Below are 18804 nucleotides of genomic sequence, written 5' to 3'. Positions count from 1 at the left end.
GTGAACGAACTGATTAAGCTCTCCGCCGCCGAACTGGCAGCCAAGCTGCGCGCCGGCGAAACCACCTCCGTGGAAGCCGTCCAGGCGCACCTAGACCGCATCGCCGAGGTCGACGGCACCCTGAACGCCTTCCTGCACGTTAACGCCGAGGAAGCGCTCGCCGTGGCCGCGGAGGTGGACGCCATCCGCGCCGCCGGCGGCGCCGAAGCCGAAGCGCTGCACCCGCTGGCCGGCGTGCCGATCGCCATCAAGGACCTGATCGTCACCAAGGGCCAGCCGACCACCGCCGCATCCAAGATGCTCGAGGGCTGGATGAGCCCATACGACGCGACGGTGATTGAGAAGATCCGCGCCGCGAAGCTCCCGATGCTGGGCAAGACCAACCTCGACGAGTTCGCGATGGGTTCCTCCACCGAGCACTCGGCCTACGGCGTGACCCGCAACCCGTGGGACCTGGGCCGCATCCCGGGCGGCTCCGGCGGCGGCTCGGCAGCAGCCGTGGCGGCCTTCGAAGCCCCGCTGGCCCTGGGTACCGACACCGGCGGCTCCATCCGCCAGCCTGGCGCCGTCACCGGTACCGTGGGCGTGAAGCCGACCTACGGCGCGGTCTCGCGCTACGGCGCCATCGCCATGGCCTCCTCGCTGGACCAGATCGGCCCGGTGTCCCGCACCGTGCTGGACTCGGCGCTGCTGCAGGAACTGATCGGCGGGCACGACCCGAAGGACTCCACCTCGCTGCCGCAGGACCTCGAAGGCCTGGTGGCCGCCGCGCAGACCGGCGCCGCCGGCGACCTGTCCGGTGTGCGTGTTGGCGTCATCAAGGAATTGCAGGGCGAGGGCTACCAGAAGGGCGTGCAGGCGCGCTTCAACGAGTCCCTTGAGCTGCTCAAGAACGCCGGCGCGGAAATCGTTGAGGTTTCCTGCCCGAACTTCAAGTACGCGCTGGGCGCCTACTACCTGATCATGCCTTCCGAGGTCTCCTCGAACCTCGCCAAGTTCGACGGCGTGCGCTTCGGCCAGCGTGTGCTGCCGACCGAGGGTCCGCTCACCATTGAGCGCGTCATGGGCGCCACCCGCGCCGCCGGCTTCGGCGACGAGGTCAAGCGCCGCATCATCCTGGGCACCTACGCCCTGAGCGCCGGCTACTACGACGCCTACTACGGTTCGGCCCAGAAGGTCCGCACCCTGATCCAGCGCGACTTCGACGCCGCGTTCGAGCAGGCCGACGTGCTGATCTCCCCGACCGCTCCGACCGTGGCTTTCGAGCTCGGCGCGAACGACAACGACCCGGTTGCCATGTACCTCAACGACGTGGCCACCATCCCGGCAAACCTCGCCGGCGTCCCGGGCATCACCGTGCCCGGCGGCCTGTCCGAGGGCCTGCCGGTGGGCATCCAGTTCCTGGCTCCGGCCTACGAGGATGCCCGCCTGTACCGCGCCGGTGCCGCACTGGAGACCCTGCTGGAAAAGCAGTGGGGCCACACCCTCATCTCGCAGGCACCAGCCATTGACACCGCTTCGATCGCGCAGGAGGCCTAGGGAATCATGAGCAACTACACCGATGAACTAGTCGATTTCGACGAGGCCCTGGATCGCTATGATCCGGTGCTGGGCTTCGAAGTCCACGTGGAGCTGAACACCAAAACCAAGATGTTCTCCGACGCCCCGAACGCCTTCGGCGACGCCCCGAACACCAACGTCACCCCGGTGGACCTGGGCCTGCCAGGCGTGCTGCCGGTGGTCAACAAGACCGCCGTGGAGTACTCCATCCTGATCGGCCTGGCGCTGAACTGCCAGATCGCCGAAAAGTGCGGTTTCGCCCGAAAGAACTATTTCTACCCGGACACCCCGAAGAACTTCCAGACCTCCCAGTACGATGACCCGATCGCCCATGACGGCTGGCTGGACATCGAGCTGGAGGACGGCGAGGTCTTCCGCGTGGAGATCGAGCGCGCCCACATGGAGGAGGACGCCGGCAAGCTGACCCACATGGGCGGCGCCGCAGGCCGCATCCAGGGCGCCGACTACTCGCTGGTCGACTACAACCGCGCCGGCGTGCCGCTGGTGGAGATCGTGACCAAGCCGATCGTGGGCGCCGGCAAGCGCGCCCCGGAGCTGGCCCGCGCCTACGTGGCAGCGATCCGCGAGATCGTGAAGAACCTGGGTGTCTCGGACGCGAAGATGGAACGCGGCAACGTGCGCTGCGATGCCAACGTTTCGCTGATGCCGAAGGACGCCGAGAAGTTCGGCACCCGAACCGAGACCAAGAACGTGAACTCGCTGCGCGCGGTGGAGCACGCCGTGCGTTTCGAGATCGAGCGCCACGCGGCAGTGCTGGATTCCGGGAACAAGATCGTCCAGGAAACCCGCCACTGGCATGAGGACACCCGCTCCACCACCTCGGGCCGTCCGAAGTCGGATGCGGATGACTACCGCTACTTCCCGGAGCCGGACCTGGTGCCGATCGTCACCACCGCCGAATGGGTCGAGGAGCTGCGCTCCCGCCTGCCGGAGCCCCCGGCAGACCGCCGCAAGCGGCTGAAGGCCGAGTGGGGCTACGCGGACAAGGAGTTCCGCGACGTCGTGAACGCCGGCGTGCTGGACGAGATTGAGGCGACCATCGCCGCCGGTACCTCCGCCGCCGTGGCCCGCAAGTGGTGGATGGGCGAGATCGCCCGTCTGGCCAAGGCCGCCGAGAAGGAGATCGCGGATCTGGGTGTCACGCCGCAGACCATCGTTGAGCTGAACTCGCTGATCGAAGCGAAGAAGATCAATGACAAGATCGCCCGCCAGGTCCTGGAATTCGTGCTGGCAGGGGAGGGCTCCCCGGCGGAGATCGTCGAGAAGCGCTCGCTGGCAGTCGTGAACGACGACGACGCGCTGGGCAAGGCCGTGGATGACGCCATCGCGGCCATGCCTGACGTGGTCGAGAAGATCAAGGGCGGCAAGATGCAGGCCATCGGTGCGCTGATGGGCCCGGTCATGAAGGCCACCCGCGGCCAGGCCGACGCCGGTCGCGTCCGCGAGATCGTGATGGAGAAGCTGGGCCTCTAAGGTTCGCTGCTCAAACAACTGAGGCTCCCGTTTCCGTCGCTGACGGAAATGGGAGCCTCGTTTGTTGAATCGGATCAGAGGGGCGCGACAGTAATGCTGTTGAGCGTTCCGCCCTGGACGAATCCGTCGACATTGGCCGCGACCTCTTCGAAGGCGTTCAAATGGCCAGTCGTTGAATCGAAAATGAACGAATACCGGTAGGTCAGAATATCGGTCGGGATATAACCCGGGACATAGTCTTGGTTCAAGGAAAACACGAGACCGGTCCGACCTAGCCGATCGGTAGTTTCACCGTCGAAGGTGATATCGGTTCGGCCCTGAAGCAATTCAAGGACCGCCGCGCTCTGCGCCTGACTGGGATTCCAATCGACCATATGAAATCCAAGCACCTCGAAGAGCGCCGTCTCCGGGTTGCCCGTGAACATGGCCATGCCGTTTGCGGAAGTGCTTCGCACTTTGGCATCTAAGTCCTTGGCGTTGTCAGGAATGTGGAAGCGCTCCCATACCGAATTCGTTTTCTCGAATTCGGTCAATTCGGCTTCGGTCAAACTCAGTTCCCGGGTGGTTCTTCCAAGCGGAATTCTCTTGCCGGTATCCATATCCTGGTCGGGAATTCGCTCGCCGGTTCGCGCGGAAACGATTCCCAAACTTGTTGAATAGCGTTCAAGCAGGCCGTCCGGTCGGCGTACGCTCACGTAGTCGTATTCGCTTACAGGACTGAAGGCTTCGTTTTCTTCAATCGTCGAAACCCGCTTGGGCACTGAAGTCTCACGCAGGCTCTTCATTTGGTACGTTTGCTCGTCGAAGCCCTGAGGGTCCTTTGTCGCTCGGGCCTTCTTCAGGAGACTTTCGAGCGCTTCGTCACGGTCCTGTCCGGTGGGCGTCGTAATCAGTGCGGGTACCAATCCCGCGGTCGCCTGCGGTGTGTTGAACCACGTCAACCCCATGGCAAGAATTCCGACAATTAGTGCCGCGGCAGCACTCCAAGCAACACGCGGACGGAGAACCCTCCGAGATGAACGGGCGCTGGATAGTGGGACGACATTGCCTGGGGCTTCTGGCTCCTGGAATTTGATGTCAGTTGACAAGATTTGGGCCAGCACTTCGGCCCCGTTCGATGAGATCGGCAAGTTGTGGGCAGGATCTGCACCGCGTAGCCGCGATTCCAAATTAGTTTCCATGACGGTTGCCTTTCAGGATCTTGGCTAGCTTGCGTCTCGACCTGCTGGCCTGCGTCCACACTGCTTGTTCGGTGCGGTTGGTGACGGCTGCGACCTGCGCTGCAGTCAGCCCGTCCCAATAGAGCAGCCTGATGATTTCGGAGCCCGGCTCGCCCAAGCTGTTGACGGCCTCTCGAAGGCGCTCCGCGTCGTCCTTCGCCGTTTCACGGGTGCTGCTGAATTCATGATGCTGCCTGGCTCGGGACTCTGCGTCGAATCGCCGCAGTTGGTCCCGGTACACATGCTGCACAAGATGCCAGCAGGTTTTGTAGAGAAAAGGGATTGCGGATTCATCAAGCACTTCGCATTTCTGCCAAACAATCCTCATGGCATCCGCGGCGACTTCTCGTGCATCGCTATCTGAGAGACCGCGGCGAATACCGTACCTAATTGCCGGGTCATGGTGCTGGCGGAAGAACTTTTCGAAAAGTTCTTGGCGGTTATGAGAACTCCGGTCCACTTCTGGCGGATCCTCGGTCTGTATGGTCATTTTGTCCTTTGGTGCGAGTGCCTTTACTTGTTTATTCCCACTCGCGGACGAATCCTGACACCAGAACAGAAATAGTTTTCACTATTTCCTAGACTAGCCTCCGGGGCTCGAACGCCTGAGTATTCTGCAGCCTCGCGGAGACTAATGGTGGTAGTACTTTGTGCTGGTCAAAGCACGGTAGTTGTGTCAGAAGAAAACGGGGGCTGTCGTGCCAAGAAAGTACGTCGCGAACAGGATGAAAAGGCCGGGCCTTCCACCTTGCACAGCACACAATCCGGGATAGGATTCCGATATGTCAGGCATCCTGAAGCAACTCAGAATCAACGGCACGGCACTAACTGTTGTGCTTGGTCTTGGTGTGGCAAGTGCATTGGCCGGCTGCTCTGCTAAGGGACCGACTGCCGTAGATGACGGTCCGTGCATGCCGCCGGAATACTCCGTGTCGCCCGCTGTTGCCAGACCGGGATCTGAAGTGGTCGTTTCCGCTCCGGCCGCCACCTGCAATCCGCGGTATGGCGAGAACGCCCGGATCCAGGTCACTGTGACCGGCGCGGAAGGGAACGTCGTGCTCGATACCAAGGGACCCATGGATGACGACGGCGCTTTTGAGTTCACCTTCGCTATCCCGCAAGATATGCCCCCGGGCACCTCGGAAGTCACCGCAATTCCGGCCGACGTGGACTGGTGCGATGACACTGGGACGAGCAATCGGCTGAAAACCACGGATGATCTTGACCGTACATCCTGCGTCATCCCGATCAAGCTGCTGCAAATCACCCGGTAAGCCCGTCCGCTCCGACCATTTGGCCCCAGCGGATCGGGTCATCACCAGGTCTGCATTAGGATTGCTGGATGACCACCGCCCAACCACTTTCGGGTTTTCCCGAGGCTGAAACGTCCATCGATCTGGCCCTCGTGGAGCGGCTGGTCGCTAGCCAGGCGCCGAAGCAGTGGGTGCGGCTTCCCATCTCCTACCTGGCCACGGGATGGGACAATGAGGTCTATCGGCTGGGGGAGCGGCTGCTGGTGCGCGTGCCCCGCCGGGCCTTGGCCGCGCAGCTGGCCGAACGCGAACGGCTATGGTTGGACCGGGCCGCGGCCGACAGCGGACTGGATCTGAGTGCGCCGCTGTTTTCCGGGATGCCGACCGCGGAATATCCCTGGAGCTTCTCCATCTGCCGTTATGTTCCCGGAGTGAGTGCAGCCGGCATTTCCCGTGTTCAACGTGACCACTATGCGCGGCAATTTACGGGATACCTGCGCTCCCTGCACGCAGTGGCCCCGCCAGAGGCGCCGCGCAGCGCCTTCCGCGGAAGGCCGTTGCGGGAGCTGGACGATGCAACCCGCGGACGCATTGAGCTGCTGCCCACCGCGCAACGGCCAGCAGCCCAGTCCATCTGGGAAGCCGGGCTGAAGGCCGCCGAATACAACGGACCGGCACACTGGCTCCACGGTGATCCGCACCCGCACAACACCATCGTCCAGAACGGGCCGGACGGTTTCGAACTAGCTGCGCTGGTGGACTTCGGCGATCTGTGCGCGGGCGATCCCTCGTCGGATCTGGGCATGCTGTGGCTGCACTTCAGCGCGGATAGCCGCGACAGCGCGCTGGCCGAGTACGGGGTCCTCAAAGGCAGTGACACGTGGCTGCGGTCCCGGGCTTGGGCCCTGCGCTACGCCATGCTCACCTCACCGCTGGGACCCGATGACCCGCTGGGAAGAATCGGCCTGGAAACTCTGCGGGGGCTGCTTCGACACTAACTAGTCGCCCGGCGCATTGCGAAAGAAAGCATCGCAGATGACAGAATGATGAGAGTCTTCCTTTGCCAGAGTGCGAGGTCAGAGAGAAAGGTGCCCTTGCCATGACCCGCAGGTCAGATCCGGCTCGTGCCAGGAATTTCGCGTCGGTGCTCCAGGAAATCTTCGCGGAGCCCGGGCGCTCGCGCAAGGACATCGCGAATGCCATCGGCATCAGCGCCGCCTCGGTGACCAGCATTGCCGCCAGCCTTCTGGAACATCGGCTGATCAGCGAATCTGCCCCGGTCGCCGCGGGGCAGGGCCGTCCGAGGGTTCCGCTGAGCGTTGACACCGACTCGAACCTGGTTATGGGGATCCACCTCGGTCCGCGAGTCACGGGTATCGTGCTGACCGGGCTGGACGGAGTTGCCAAAGCCTCCGTGCTCGTCCCGCACTCGGGGATGACCGCAGCAGAGGCCTTTGAACTGGTGATCGCCCAGGCAGAGACACTGGTCGCGGACCATGCCGACGGACGGCCGGTCTTGGGCACCGGGGTGGCTACCGGAGGCATCGTAGATCGGGAGCAAGGGCTGATCGTCGAGAACGCCGGAGCCGGATGGTCGCAGGTTCCTGCGCAGCGGATGCTCGAAGCCCTTCCCCAACCGCTGGTCCTGGATAACAACGCCCGCGCCGCAGCCCAGTCCGAGTTGTTCTACGGGCAAGGCGCCAAGGAATCCGACTTCCTGCTGATGGTGATTACCTCCGACCTCGGGGCCGTACTGGTCAGCGACGGCCAGATCCGGGCCGGGCGTTCCCAGCATGCGGGAAACATCGCCCACATCCAGGTTGACGCAGCTGGCTATCCCTGCGCCTGCGGCCGGCGAGGCTGCCTGCAGGTCATGGCCACTGATGAAGCGACCGTGCGCCGTGCCCATGATCTCAATCGCACCGACGTCATTAACTACGGAGACATCGACCGGCTTTATGATGCCGGGGATGCCCAGATTCGGCAGCTCGTGGCACAGCGCGACGGCTATGTCGCCACGGCCGCCGCCCTGCTGTTCGACCTGCTGGACCCGGGGCTGCTGGTGATCGCGGGAACGCCTGCCGAGCGGCCGGAAACCCTGGCGCACGTGCAGCGGACTGTTACCGAGAAGTCCGTGCAGCAAGGAGTTGCCGGGCAGCGTGTGGTGTACTCCAGCGACCACGAGCTTTCGCTGTCGATTTTTGCCGCGAGCATTATGGTCAACGAGGTGTTGAGCAGTCCTTTGGCGTTCATCGAGAACCTGCAGCAGCTGGTTAGCGCTAAGTAATTTTTTTCCTGTTCTTGACATCACACCCCTGTCATGTTTACTTTATTTCATAAAATAAATAAATGTGACGGCAGCAACACCTCGGCGAACAGGCCTGGAATGCCGCATGTAGGAGGAAACAGGATGAAGCAATCCAGGAAATTGGCGCTTGTCGCCGGCGCCGCATCGCTGATGCTCGCCGCGACCGCCTGCTCGGGCTCCGGCAGCCAGGCCGCGTCTGGCAACGGCTCGGACATCGCGACCTTGTCGTTCATGACCAGCGAGCCGAAGAGCATCGTTCCGCAGAAGGATCCGGGAAGCCAGATCGGCATGGCGCTGTGCGCCAACCTGATGGAAGTCAATGTCGAGAGCCAGGAGCTCGAACCGCTGGCCGCCAAGTCCGTGTCCAGCGATGACGCCAAGGTCTGGGACATCGAACTGCAGGACGGGTGGACCTTCCATGACGGAACGCCGGTCACCGCGAACTCCTTCGCCGACGCCTGGAACGCCACCGCCACCGGCGCTAACGCCTGGCAGGGCAACGGAACCTTCGTCTCCTTCGCGGGCTATGACGAGCTGAACCCGCTGGACGGCTCCACGGCGAAGGCCACCGAACTGTCCGGCGTGAAGGTCGTGGACGACACCCACCTGACAGTGACCCTCAAGGCCCCGAACCGTGATTTCCCGGCAATCCTGAGCACCAACCCGACCTGCCCGATGCCTGAAAGCGCCTTCGACGACGAGGCAGCCTACGATGAGGCGCCGGTTTCCAACGGCCCGTACAAGTTCGTTTCCTGGGACCACAACCAGCAGGTCGTCATGGAGAAGTGGGACGGATTCAAGGGCGCTGCCGGCTTCTCCGGCGGCGCGCAGCAGCTGGTCGGAAAAATCTACACCTCGATCGACCCCGCCTACACCGACATGACCGCCGGCAACCTGGACATGATCCGCAACGTGCCTGCCACCATGGTCGACAAGGCCAAGAGCCAGCTGGGCGAGGAATCGCTGTTCGAGGTCAAGATCGGCTCCAAGCAACAGACCCTGCAGATCCCGGCCTATGTCGACGAGCTGTCCTCGAAGGCGCTGCGCGACGCCGTGTCGATGTCCATCGACCGGGAGGCCATCGCGACCTCGCTGCTCAAGGGCCATGCCCAGCCATCGGATTCGCTGGTGCCTCCGGCGCTGGACTCCTACGTTGAAGGCTCCTGCGACGCCTGCACCTTCGATCCTGAGAAGGCCAAGAAGATCCTGGCCGATGACGGCGGATTCGACGGCACCCTGGTCATCGAAAGCAACTCCGCTTCGGACCAGCAGCTGGTCCAGGCCATCGCCAAACAGATCCAGGACAACCTGGGCATCAGCGTGCAGATGAAGCCGATGCTCGGCACCGAGCTCTCGGAGCGCCGCAACAGCCAGAAGCTCGAAGGCGCCGCCTTCGGTTTGTGGGGCTGGTCCTACAAGTCTTCGGACCAGTACCTGAGCCAGTATGAAACCGGCGGCGACGGAAACCTCGCCACCGCCTACTCCAACCCGAAGGTCGACAAGCTGCTCCAGGCAGCCCGCGCCGAAATGGACGACGCCAAGTCGGCCGAGCTGTTCAAACAGGCCGAAGCGATCATCATCAAGGACCTGCCGGCCATCCCGCTGTTCATCCCTACCGACTACGGACTGCAGTCCAAGTGCGCCGTGCTCAACGACGTCCAGGGCGACCTACAGTACTACCGCGCCGGCTACGGCTGCTAGCACGAACCGTGACAGGAAGCCGGGCGCCGGAAATGATTTTCCGGCGCCCGGCTTGCCGGAAACACACAGACAAAAGGGGTAACCAATGCTGGGTTATACCGTACGGCGCATCCTGCAGATGATCCCGGTGCTGCTGGGCGCCACCTTCATCATCTACGCACTGACATTCTTGATGCCCGGCGATCCGATTTCCGCGCTGACCGGCGAGCGCCCGCTGCCGGAGGCCACGGTGGCGCAGATCCGCCAGGCCTACCACCTGGATGACCCGTTCATCATCCAGTACGGAAACTACATCCTGGGCGTCTTCCGCGGAGACTTCGGCATCGACTTCTTCGGCCGTCCGGTGCTCGACCTGATCCTCGAACGCCTCCCCGCGACCTTCGCCTTGGCCATGACCGCCTGGGTGCTCAAGCTGTTCGTCGGCCTGATCATCGGAGTCTACGGCGGACTGCGCCGCGGCCAGGCAGGAGACCATTTCGCTTTGGTATTCACGGTGCTGTTCATGGGTGTTCCCGGGTTCGTGATCGCCCTGGGCGCGCAGACCTACTTCGGGGTGCACCTTGGCTGGGTGGATCCGGCCGGCATCCGCGCGGGCTGGCCCATGGCCTTCATCCTGCCGGCGCTGGTCATGGCCCTGGAAGCGGCCGCCGGCCTGGCCCGGCTCACGCGCACCTCGCTGGTGGACGTGCTGCGGGCCGAATACCTGCGCACCGCCAAGGCCAAGGGCCTTTCGCCCAAGCGCATCATCTGGGGCCATGCCCTGCGCAACGCGATGATCCCGGTGGTCACCTACCTGGGCTTGAGCCTGGCCGGAATGCTCGGCGGCGCGGTGATCATCGAGGCGATCTTCAACATCCCGGGCATCGGGGGACTGATGGTCAGTTCCATCAACAACAAGGAAGGCACCATCGTGGTCGGCATCGCCACCCTGCTGGTGCTGGTGTACCTGGTCTTCAACCTGCTGGTTGACCTGACCTACGGCTTGATCGACCCACGGGTGAGAATATGAGCACGACAACAACGGTTAATCCCCTCGACGGCGCCAAGGCAGTGGACCGCGCCCCGGACAAGGTGCGCGGCGCCCACCGACGCTGGTGGCTGAAACCGCGCTTCGTCATTTCGGGCGCCATCGTGCTGCTGATGATCGTGATGGCCGCGTTCCCTCAGCTGTTCACCGGATTCGGTCCGGGTCCAACCGAGAACTGCGACATCCTCAAGTCCAACCAGCCACCCAGTGCCGAGCACCTGTTCGGCATAGACATCCAGGGCTGCGACTACTACACCAACGTCATCTACGGCGCCCGCGCCTCGATCCTGGTGGGCATCGTGGTCTCGGCCATCGCCTTCGGCATCGCCGCCCTCGTTGGCGCCCTGGCCGGCTACTTCGGCGGCTGGGTGGATGCGGTGATTTCCCGCATCTGCGACATGGCCTTCGGCCTGCCCTTCATCCTCGCCGCCATCGTGGTGCTGCAGCTGTTCGGCGAACGCAATGTCTGGACCGTGATTTTCGCGCTTGCCCTGTTCAGCTGGCCCGGCGGCGTGCGCTTCATGCGCTCTTCCGTGCTGGAGGTGCGCAACCGCGAATACGTGCAGGCCGCCCGCCTGCTCGGCGCCGGCAACGGCCGTATCCTGCGCAAGCACATTGTGCCCAACGCGATCACCCCGCTGCTGGTGTTGCAGACCCTTGGTGTGGGCGGCATGATTTCCGCCGAGGCCGGTCTGACCTTCATCGGCATCGGCCTGACCCCGCCGGCGGTCTCCTGGGGCCTGCAGCTGGCGGCAGCCCGTGAGTATATCGATGCGGCGCCGCACCTGCTGATGTTCCCGGCGATCTTCCTGACCATTACCGTGCTCGGTTTCGTCCTCTTCGGCGAGGCCATGCGCGATGAATTCGACCCGAAGGGCAAGTGATGAACAAGCCGCATGAAGCAGCACCGTCATTGCTGGAGATCAAGGACCTCCGGGTGGAATTCGCAACCCGCCAGGGGGTGGCGACCGCGATCAACGGGGTCAACCTCTCGCTGCAGCGCGGGCGCTCGCTGGGAATCCTGGGCGAGTCGGGTTCCGGCAAGTCGGTGACCGCCCGAACCATCATGGGCCTGCTGGATACTCCTCCGGCGCGGGTGACCCATGGGCAGATCCTGCTCAACGGGGAAGACCTGTTGGCGGTCAACGCCAAGCGCCGGCGCAGCCTGAACGGCGCCAGCGTGGCCATGGTGTTCCAGGATGCGCTCAGCGCGCTGAACCCGGTGCATCCGGTGGGACGCCAGATCGGCGAGCTGTACCGGGTGCATCGTGGCTACAGCCGGGCGGCGGCCAAGCGGGCGGCCATCGAGATGATGGACCGCGTGCGCATCCCGGCCGCGGCCAAGCGCGTGAACGACTATCCGCACCAGTTCTCCGGCGGCATGCGCCAGCGCATCGTGATCGCCATGGCCTTGGCCCTGGATCCGGAACTGCTGATCGCCGACGAGCCGACCACCGCGCTGGACGTCACGGTCCAGGCACAGATCCTTGAACTGCTCAAGGAACAGCAATCGGAAAACAACATGGGGCTGATCCTGATCACCCACGACATTTCGGTGGTCCGCGAGGTGACCGACGAGGTGGCAGTCATGTATGCAGGACGCATCATCGAGCGTGGCCCGACCGCCGAGCTGCTGGCGCATCCGGCGCACCCCTACACCCGGGGCCTGGCCGCGTCCATCGCTAGCGAAGAGCTCAAGGGGCAGCAGCTGCCTGCCATCCCGGGCAGCCCGCCGGATCTGCTGCGCCTTCCGCAGGGCTGCTCCTTCGCCGCCCGCTGTCCGCTGGCCGACCAGGCATGCACGGCCACGATTCCCGTCCTGCAGCCAGTTGCGCTGCAGCGCGACACCGCGTGCTTCAAATCCGAGGAGGTGCTTGTCCATGCTTAATACCCAGCTTGAACAACAGCCGAAGGATTCAGTCCAAGGCCCGCTCATGGAGATTCGCGGCGTCAAGATGCACTACCCGGTGGCCCGGGCGATGCCCTTCGGCCCGCGCAAGACCGTCAAGGCCCTGGACGGGGTGGACCTGGAAATCCGGCAGGGCGAAACCCTTGGCATCATCGGGGAAAGCGGCTGCGGCAAGTCCACGCTGGCCCGCGTGCTGAGTGGACTGGAGAAGCCCACCGAGGGACAGGTCCTGTTCGAAGGCCAGGACATCAACACCCTGCACGGAGCTGAACGGGCGCAGATGCGCCGGAACATCCAGCTGATCTTCCAGGACCCCTACGCCTCGCTCAATCCGCGCATGACGATCGAGCAGATCCTCATGGAACCCTTCGAAATCCACCCCGACGCCGTGCCGCGGTCCGGGAGGCGGGCCAAGATCGCCGAACTGATGGCACTGGTGGGGCTGAATCCTGACCATCTGGAACGCTATCCGCACAACTTTTCCGGCGGGCAGCAGCAACGCATCGGCATCGCCCGCGGCATCGCGCTGAATCCCAAGGTGCTCATCTGCGACGAGGCGGTCTCCGCCCTGGACGTTTCGGTGCGCGCGCAGGTGGTGAACCTGCTGGCCTCGCTGCAGCAGGAACTGGGGTTGAGCTACGTGTTCATCGCCCATGACCTGCAGATCGTGCGGCATATTTCCGACACGGTGGCCGCCATGTACCTGGGACGCGTCATTGAAACCGGCACCTACGACCAGGTCTACGACCGCAGCGCGCACCCCTACACGCAGGCGCTGCTGTCCGCCGCGCCGGAGCTTCGCCAGGAGCCAGGCAAGTCCCGGCAGCTGATCATGCTGCAGGGCGACCCGCCGTCTCCGATCGATCCGCCCAGCGGCTGCCGTTTCCACACCCGCTGCCCCGTGGCCCGCCCATCCTGCGCCACCGCCGAGCCGGGCCTCGACCCGGTGGGCGAGGGCCATGCGGCACGGTGCTTTTTCCCCGGGCCTATTGGCCCGACCAACAATTAGTCAGAGCGCACCGACAGGTGACGACAAGGAGAATTCCCATGGATCTTAAAGTTGGAATCGTAGGCTTCGGCCTGCGTGCTTCCCTGCACCGCTATCTGCAGCGCCCCGGCGAGGGCAGCGTGGTGAGCATGGTGTGCGACATCAGCGAACGCGGCCGTGCCGATGCCGCGCAGGCCCTGCCCGAGGCGCTGATCACCGCCGAGCTGGACGAGCTGCTGGCAGCTGACCTCGACGCGGTCCTGGTGCTCACCCCTGATTTCACGCACCGCGAGGTGGCGGTCCGCACCCTGGAGGCGGGCATCCCCACCTTCGTGGAAAAGCCGCTGGACATCACGTTGGAGGCGGCAGATGACATCCTGGCCACCGCGCAGCGCACCGGAACCCGGTTGTACGTGGGCCACAACATGCGCCACATGCCCGTGATCTGGCAGATGAAGCAGCTGATCGACTCGGGTGCCATCGGCGAGGTCAAGGCCGTGTGGTGCCGGCACTTCGTGGGCAACGGCGGGGACTACTACTTCAAGGACTGGCACGCCGAACGCCGCTACGCCAACACCCTGCTGCTGCAGAAGGGCGCCCATGACATCGACGTGATCCACTGGCTGGCCGGGGGCTACAGCACCCAGGTCTCCGGAGTCGGGGCACTTGCCGTCTACGGCGGGGTACAGGACCGCCGAGACAATGCCGACCGGCGCATGCGCGACTGGTTCTCCCTGGAGAACTGGCCTCCTGCCGAACAGCGCGACCTGAACCCGAACCTGGACGTTGAAGACCTATCCATGGTGCAAATGAAGCTGGACAACGGAGTGCTCGCCTCCTACCAGCAGTGCCACTTCACCCCCGACTACTGGCGCAACTACACGGTGATCGGCACCGAGGGGCGGCTGGAGAATTTCGGCGACGGACCGGGAGACTTCATCCATGTCTGGAACACCCGCACCACCCACGGTTTCGCCGAACCGGATGTGAAGGTGGAAATTCACGGCGACGAGGAAGGGCACGGCGGCGCGGACCCGAACCTGATCGCCGAATTCCTGCGTTTCGCCCGTGAAGGGGGAGCCACCGAGACCTCACCGCTGGCGGCCCGCGCAGCGGTGGCCGTGGGGGACCTGGGCGCCCGCTCGCTGCGCGATCAGGGGCAGACGCTGCAGATCCCTTCCCCGGGCCAGGCCGTGGTGCGCTACTTCGAAGCCGGCCAGCAGGCCGAAGCAGTCAAATAGCCGGAAAATGACCGCAGGGCTCGGTGAACCGGACGGTTCACCGAGCCCTGCGTTGTCGTTTTGGCCCGTCGTGCTACTCGACCTCTATGGCCAGTTCCGCCAGCTGGTCCATGTGGGTGAAGATCCTGCTGGCACCGGCCTGGCGCAGTGACTCGGGGTCGGTGCTGGTCGGACCGCCGGAGGAATATCCGTAGACCGTCGCCCCGGCGCCGACTCCGGCAGTCACGCCCGTGGCGGTGTCCTCGATGACCAGCGCCTCTCGGGGATCTATGCCCAGCGCTGTGGCGGCCGCGAGGTACACGTCCGGGGCCGGCTTGCTGCGCGGGAACTCCATGCCGCTGAACACCCGGTCGCCGAAATACTGGTCGAGCCCGGTCAGTTCCAGCTGCATTTCCACCTTGGCGCGGTCCGCGCCGGTGACGCAGGCGATCTTCGAGCCGTAGACGCTGGCGACCGCCGCCACGGCCTGGGCGGACCCTTCCACCGGGCGCAGCTGCGTGCGCAGCGCCTGGTCGCGCCGGGCCCGGAACTGCGCCAGCCAGGCATCGTCGATGCGTACCCCTGTGTGCTGGTAGATCGGTTCCCACTGGTCCTTCAGCGCCTTGCCGATGAAGATCTTGATGCTCTCTTCCATGCTGATCTCCCAGCAGTTTTCCCGCAGGATGTCCCGCAGGACGGAGTTGGTGATGAGCTCGGAGTCCACCAGGACCCCGTCGCAGTCGAAGAGGACGGCGGAGAATTTCTGCTGCAAGGCGTGGGATTCCCATTCGATTAGAAGACGTGGAGAGTGTTTGACCGCGGATTGCAGGAGCAACACTGGGGCAGCGGGCATTCGCCGCCGCCTAGAACAAGATTAGTTTGTTCCCGGGCACCACGCTGTTCCATCAGCGCCAGCCCACTTGCCTCCGCTCCGGCCGCTGTTTTGTTCCGGCCTGCGATGGATGGAGCGGAACCTTACGAATAGGCGGCGATTCGGCGGTCCAGTTCGTTGCGCACCTGCGGCCACTCCGTCTTCAAGATCGAGAAGACCACGGTGTCGCGCAGCGATCCGTCCGGCATCCGACAATGGGCCCGCAGCACTCCGTCCTGCTTGGCGCCCAAGCGGCTGATGGCCATGCGCGACTGGAAATTCATCCAGTGCGTGCAGAACACCACGACTTCGCAGCCCAGCGTTTCAAAGGCGTAGCCCAGCAACAGGCGCTTGCTCTCGGCATTGGCCCCTGAACCGTGGGTGCTGGCGGCGTTCCAGGTGTAGCCGATCTCCACGCGGGGCAGTCCGAGGTCGATGCCGCAGTAGGTGGTCATGCCTATAATCCTGCCGGGCAATCCGGTAGCGGGATCATTGAGTCGGGTGGTGAAGGCCAGCATTGAGCCTTCCGACTGCCTCGCCAGGCGCTTGCGGATTTCTTCGCGCATGTCTCCGGGACGCGGTACCGAGGTATACCAGAGGTTCCACAGTTCGCCGTCGCTGGCTGCCTGTACCAGATCGTCATGGTGGTCCATGGACAGCGGCTCGAGGGTGACATGGGTGCCGCGCAGGGTGACGGGGTCAAGGATTTTCATGCGAATACTGTACGTGCTGAGAAATCTCTGCGGCACCCCTGCGCGTCTACGTTCTCCCGGGCGGAAGGCAAACGCCGGACCGGGGACCGGTTCATTCGGTGCCCTTCGGATGATCCGCAGACGAAGCCGGTGCGCGCATCATTATTGCCCCGCCTGCCGCCGCCACCGCGCAGGCGACTGCTAGTGCGCCCAGGCCCAAGGGCAGCGTCGCCGCCCCGGCCACCAGCCCCACGAGGATCGGGCCCCCGGCATCTCCGACCTCCCGCCCGAGCTCGGCGCTGCCCATGGTGCGCCCCATGCGTTCTGGCGGCGTGGTTGCGGCGAGTCGGGCAAATCCTAGTGGCGTAATCAGCCCGACCCCGAGGCCGATTGCCGCGGCGCCAAGCAGAATCACCGGCAGGGACGGGACCACCGCGAGCAGAGCTACTGCGGCAAGCAGCAGTGCTGCGCCGGCGGATATCAGGGTATTGACCCGTTGCGGGGCAGAATCGTGGATCCGTCCGGTCAGAGGTTGCACGAGGGCAGATATGACGGCGAGGATGCTGACAGCGCCCATGCCGATGATCGGGTCAGCACCGAGTCGGGCTGCTAGCAACGGGATGAAACCCACCGCGACGCCCAAAACCGCGGTGGCAACGGCCAACAGGAGTACTGGTCCGAGGAATGCCGGCGCCGTGGATTGTTTCACAATATCTGCCAGCGTGGAACAGTGTTTCGGCAGGACCGGCACGGAAGGCATTGAGATGGCCGTCCACAGGGCTGCGACCAGTGAGAGCCCAGCCAGCACCAGGAACAGTGCCGGCAAGCCCGACCACGTGATGAGGGCCGCTCCGAGCAACGGGCCGCCGGCATACCCGAGCCCCTTCCACGAACCGTATTTGCCAAAGTAGCGTCCAGCGAGAGAAGGCCCCACCAGCCGGGCAACGGCCGAGGAAGAAGCGGGGGAGAAGCCTGCGGCGGCCGCACCTTGGGCCAGCCTCGCTAGGGCGAGCAGCAACGGTGATGCGGCGAAGACGCCGAGCAGCGAGGCCGCCGCGAAAACCAGCAGTCCTCCCACGATTACCGGCTTCACGCCGACCCGGTCGCTTAGCGTGCCGAAGACGGGTTTCAGGATCACCTCGGCGATGTCATATGTCGCCAGGATCAAGCCGAGCGTGGCAAAGGCCAGCCCGAGATTCTCCGTTTCGGTGCCCAGCGCAGCAGCAACGCCGTGGGCGCCGAATGCCGTCGTGAATCCCGCCAAGTACAGCGGACCCAATCCGCCCTTCTGATCAACCACGCACCCAGCGTAACCGTGGTGGATTGGCGTGGACGAGAGGAAACGGATGAATTCTTGGCACGTTACGCGAAGGAAATCGGCGTGGCACGGGCCATCGGCGGCGTTCGCCAAGCAGGTCCGTCGCAGTGGTTTTCCTCAGAGCCCCCGGCGCGCGCTGAATTCGTCGAATCCAGAGCGCGAGGAGCTCTTGAACATGTGCATTCACCTCGGGGTGCATGTACGCGTGAAGCTATCCTCCGACAAGCTCTTGGATGGTCTGCCGGATCGCTTCAACGACAGCCACGACGGGCTCTCGATAAAGATGCTCCGCGCGGATCAAGACGTCGATTTGTCGACCTGCTGAAAGGCCTTTGATTGGTCGTAAAGTCACCGTGTCGTCCAGGGATTTCCGCGCGGTATAGCGAGGCAGGATCCCGAGGCAGCCGCTGGCCTCGATCAGCGACCCTGCGGTGGCGTAGTCGTTGACCCGATGCTCGACCGTCGGTGCACGGCCGGCCAGGGCGGCAATCGTTTCCAAGACGTCGGCAGGGGAGTAGCCGGATCTCGACACAACCCAGCGCTCGCCGATCACCTGTTCCGGAGAGAGCTCTTCGAACGCTGCCAGCGGGTGATCCCGGTGCAGCGCGATATCCAAGGGCTCGAAGGCCAGCGGGATGACTGCCACATGGTTTTGCGGCCACGGCGCGGTGTGGGGCATGCGGTGCGCCAGCACCAGGTCGTAGGCGGATGTCAGCGCAGGGAAGTCCTGTTGCGAGACATCTTCGTCGGAAAACCTCAGGGGTGGCAGCGAGCGCTCCGTCCACGTCAGCAGCGGGGCGAAGATCGTCTGGCCGATGGAATGGAATCCTGCGACCTTGACGGGGGTCTGCCGGTCCTGATCCTGCGCCTGGATCTTCGCCGAAGCCTCGGCCAGGGTCGAGGCGACCTGCGCCGCGGCCGAAGCCAGCAGCCTGCCTTCGGCGGTCAGAACCAGGCGCCGGCCGTCCTTCATGGTCAATGGTGCCGCGAAATTGCGCTGGAGCTGGGCCAGATGCTGGGAAACGGCCGAGGGGGAGACGTAGAGTGCCTTGGCTACGGCGTTGACGCTTCCCAGGTCCTCCAATTCGCGCAGGATTCTCAGCTGATGTAATTCCATGAAGTAAATACTAAATCGTCAGATCAGTATTTCGATGATCAACTAAGGTGTCATCCGTGCTTGGTCGGTGCGACACTTGAACTGATCCCACCATTCGTGCTCATGACGCAGCTTCTTGATCAAAGG

The 18804-nt window shown here is 64.0% G+C and carries 17 protein-coding genes; 11 read left to right on the top strand and 6 right to left on the bottom strand.

Annotation, left to right across the window (positions count from 1 at the left end; all coding sequences use genetic code 11):
- Both gatA and gatB read left to right on the top strand, forming a co-directional pair.
- Window positions 1-1539: an Asp-tRNA(Asn)/Glu-tRNA(Gln) amidotransferase subunit GatA gene (gatA, locus tag C1H84_RS05025; RefSeq protein WP_424572527.1), complete on the top strand. Its 1539-nt coding sequence runs from the start codon at window positions 1-3 to the stop codon at window positions 1537-1539.
- A 6-nt stretch (window positions 1540-1545) separates the two neighbouring features.
- The gene (gatB, locus tag C1H84_RS05020; RefSeq protein ID WP_047118531.1) at window positions 1546-3054 is read left to right on the top strand and encodes an Asp-tRNA(Asn)/Glu-tRNA(Gln) amidotransferase subunit GatB; all 1509 of its coding nucleotides are present in this window, start codon (window positions 1546-1548) and stop codon (window positions 3052-3054) included.
- A 74-nt stretch (window positions 3055-3128) separates the two neighbouring features.
- Here the strand turns inward: gatB and C1H84_RS05015 are convergent, their stop codons facing one another.
- Window positions 3129-4235: a hypothetical protein gene (locus C1H84_RS05015; protein ID WP_146955876.1), complete on the bottom strand. Its 1107-nt coding sequence runs from the start codon at window positions 4233-4235 to the stop codon at window positions 3129-3131.
- Window positions 4225-4764: an RNA polymerase sigma factor gene (locus C1H84_RS05010; protein WP_113606720.1), complete on the bottom strand. Its 540-nt coding sequence runs from the start codon at window positions 4762-4764 to the stop codon at window positions 4225-4227. The genes C1H84_RS05015 and C1H84_RS05010 overlap by 11 nt, the downstream gene beginning before the upstream one ends.
- 292 nt (window positions 4765-5056) lie before the next feature.
- Here C1H84_RS05010 and C1H84_RS17925 point away from each other — a divergent pair, with 292 nt between their 5' ends.
- The 9 genes from C1H84_RS17925 to C1H84_RS04965 all read left to right on the top strand — a co-directional run bounded on the left by C1H84_RS17925 (window position 5057) and on the right by C1H84_RS04965 (window position 14701).
- Complete coding sequence (locus C1H84_RS17925; protein ID WP_146955874.1) at window positions 5057-5548, top strand: hypothetical protein; 492 nt, start codon at window positions 5057-5059, stop codon at window positions 5546-5548.
- 68 nt (window positions 5549-5616) lie between these two features.
- Window positions 5617-6525 carry an aminoglycoside phosphotransferase family protein gene (locus C1H84_RS05000; protein ID WP_052772281.1) on the top strand — a complete coding sequence of 303 codons (909 nt, stop codon included), beginning with the start codon at window positions 5617-5619 and terminating at the stop codon, window positions 6523-6525.
- A 101-nt stretch (window positions 6526-6626) separates the two neighbouring features.
- Entirely contained in the window at window positions 6627-7814 is a 1188-nt protein-coding gene (locus tag C1H84_RS04995) for an ROK family protein (protein WP_082123823.1), read from the top strand.
- Between the two features lie 123 nt (window positions 7815-7937).
- Window positions 7938-9536, top strand: a complete 1599-nt coding sequence (locus C1H84_RS04990) for a peptide ABC transporter substrate-binding protein (RefSeq protein WP_047118534.1) — start codon at window positions 7938-7940, stop codon at window positions 9534-9536.
- Between the two features lie 85 nt (window positions 9537-9621).
- Complete coding sequence (locus C1H84_RS04985; protein ID WP_047118535.1) at window positions 9622-10545, top strand: ABC transporter permease; 924 nt, start codon at window positions 9622-9624, stop codon at window positions 10543-10545.
- Complete coding sequence (locus C1H84_RS04980) at window positions 10542-11447, top strand: ABC transporter permease (RefSeq protein WP_052772282.1); 906 nt, start codon at window positions 10542-10544, stop codon at window positions 11445-11447. The genes C1H84_RS04985 and C1H84_RS04980 overlap by 4 nt, the downstream gene beginning before the upstream one ends.
- Entirely contained in the window at window positions 11447-12451 is a 1005-nt protein-coding gene (locus C1H84_RS04975; protein ID WP_113606718.1) for an ABC transporter ATP-binding protein, read from the top strand. Before C1H84_RS04980 ends, C1H84_RS04975 begins: the two co-directional genes overlap by 1 nt.
- Window positions 12444-13481, top strand: a complete 1038-nt coding sequence (locus tag C1H84_RS04970; protein ID WP_113606717.1) for an ABC transporter ATP-binding protein — start codon at window positions 12444-12446, stop codon at window positions 13479-13481. The genes C1H84_RS04975 and C1H84_RS04970 overlap by 8 nt, the downstream gene beginning before the upstream one ends.
- Window positions 13482-13519: 38 nt before the next feature.
- Entirely contained in the window at window positions 13520-14701 is a 1182-nt protein-coding gene (locus tag C1H84_RS04965; protein ID WP_047118539.1) for a Gfo/Idh/MocA family protein, read from the top strand.
- Window positions 14702-14774: 73 nt separating this feature from the next.
- Here the strand turns inward: C1H84_RS04965 and C1H84_RS04960 are convergent, their stop codons facing one another.
- The 4 genes from C1H84_RS04960 to C1H84_RS04945 all read right to left on the bottom strand — a co-directional run bounded on the left by C1H84_RS04960 (window position 14775) and on the right by C1H84_RS04945 (window position 18678).
- Window positions 14775-15452, bottom strand: a complete 678-nt coding sequence (locus C1H84_RS04960; RefSeq protein WP_047118540.1) for an HAD family hydrolase — start codon at window positions 15450-15452, stop codon at window positions 14775-14777.
- Window positions 15453-15655: 203 nt separating this feature from the next.
- Window positions 15656-16264, bottom strand: coding sequence for a GNAT family N-acetyltransferase (locus C1H84_RS04955; RefSeq protein WP_047118541.1), 609 nt, complete (start codon window positions 16262-16264; stop codon window positions 15656-15658).
- Between the two features lie 91 nt (window positions 16265-16355).
- Window positions 16356-17543 (bottom strand): MFS transporter, encoded by a 1188-nt coding sequence (locus tag C1H84_RS04950; protein WP_113606909.1) that lies wholly within the window; start codon window positions 17541-17543, stop codon window positions 16356-16358.
- Window positions 17544-17772: 229 nt separating this feature from the next.
- Complete coding sequence (locus C1H84_RS04945; RefSeq protein ID WP_053797580.1) at window positions 17773-18678, bottom strand: LysR family transcriptional regulator; 906 nt, start codon at window positions 18676-18678, stop codon at window positions 17773-17775.
- Window positions 18679-18804: the final 126 nt, after the last annotated feature.

It is taken from the genome of Glutamicibacter soli (assembly GCF_003309065.1).
Lineage (GTDB): Bacteria > Actinomycetota > Actinomycetes > Actinomycetales > Micrococcaceae > Glutamicibacter > Glutamicibacter soli.
This window is presented reverse-complemented; position numbering and strand designations above follow the sequence as displayed.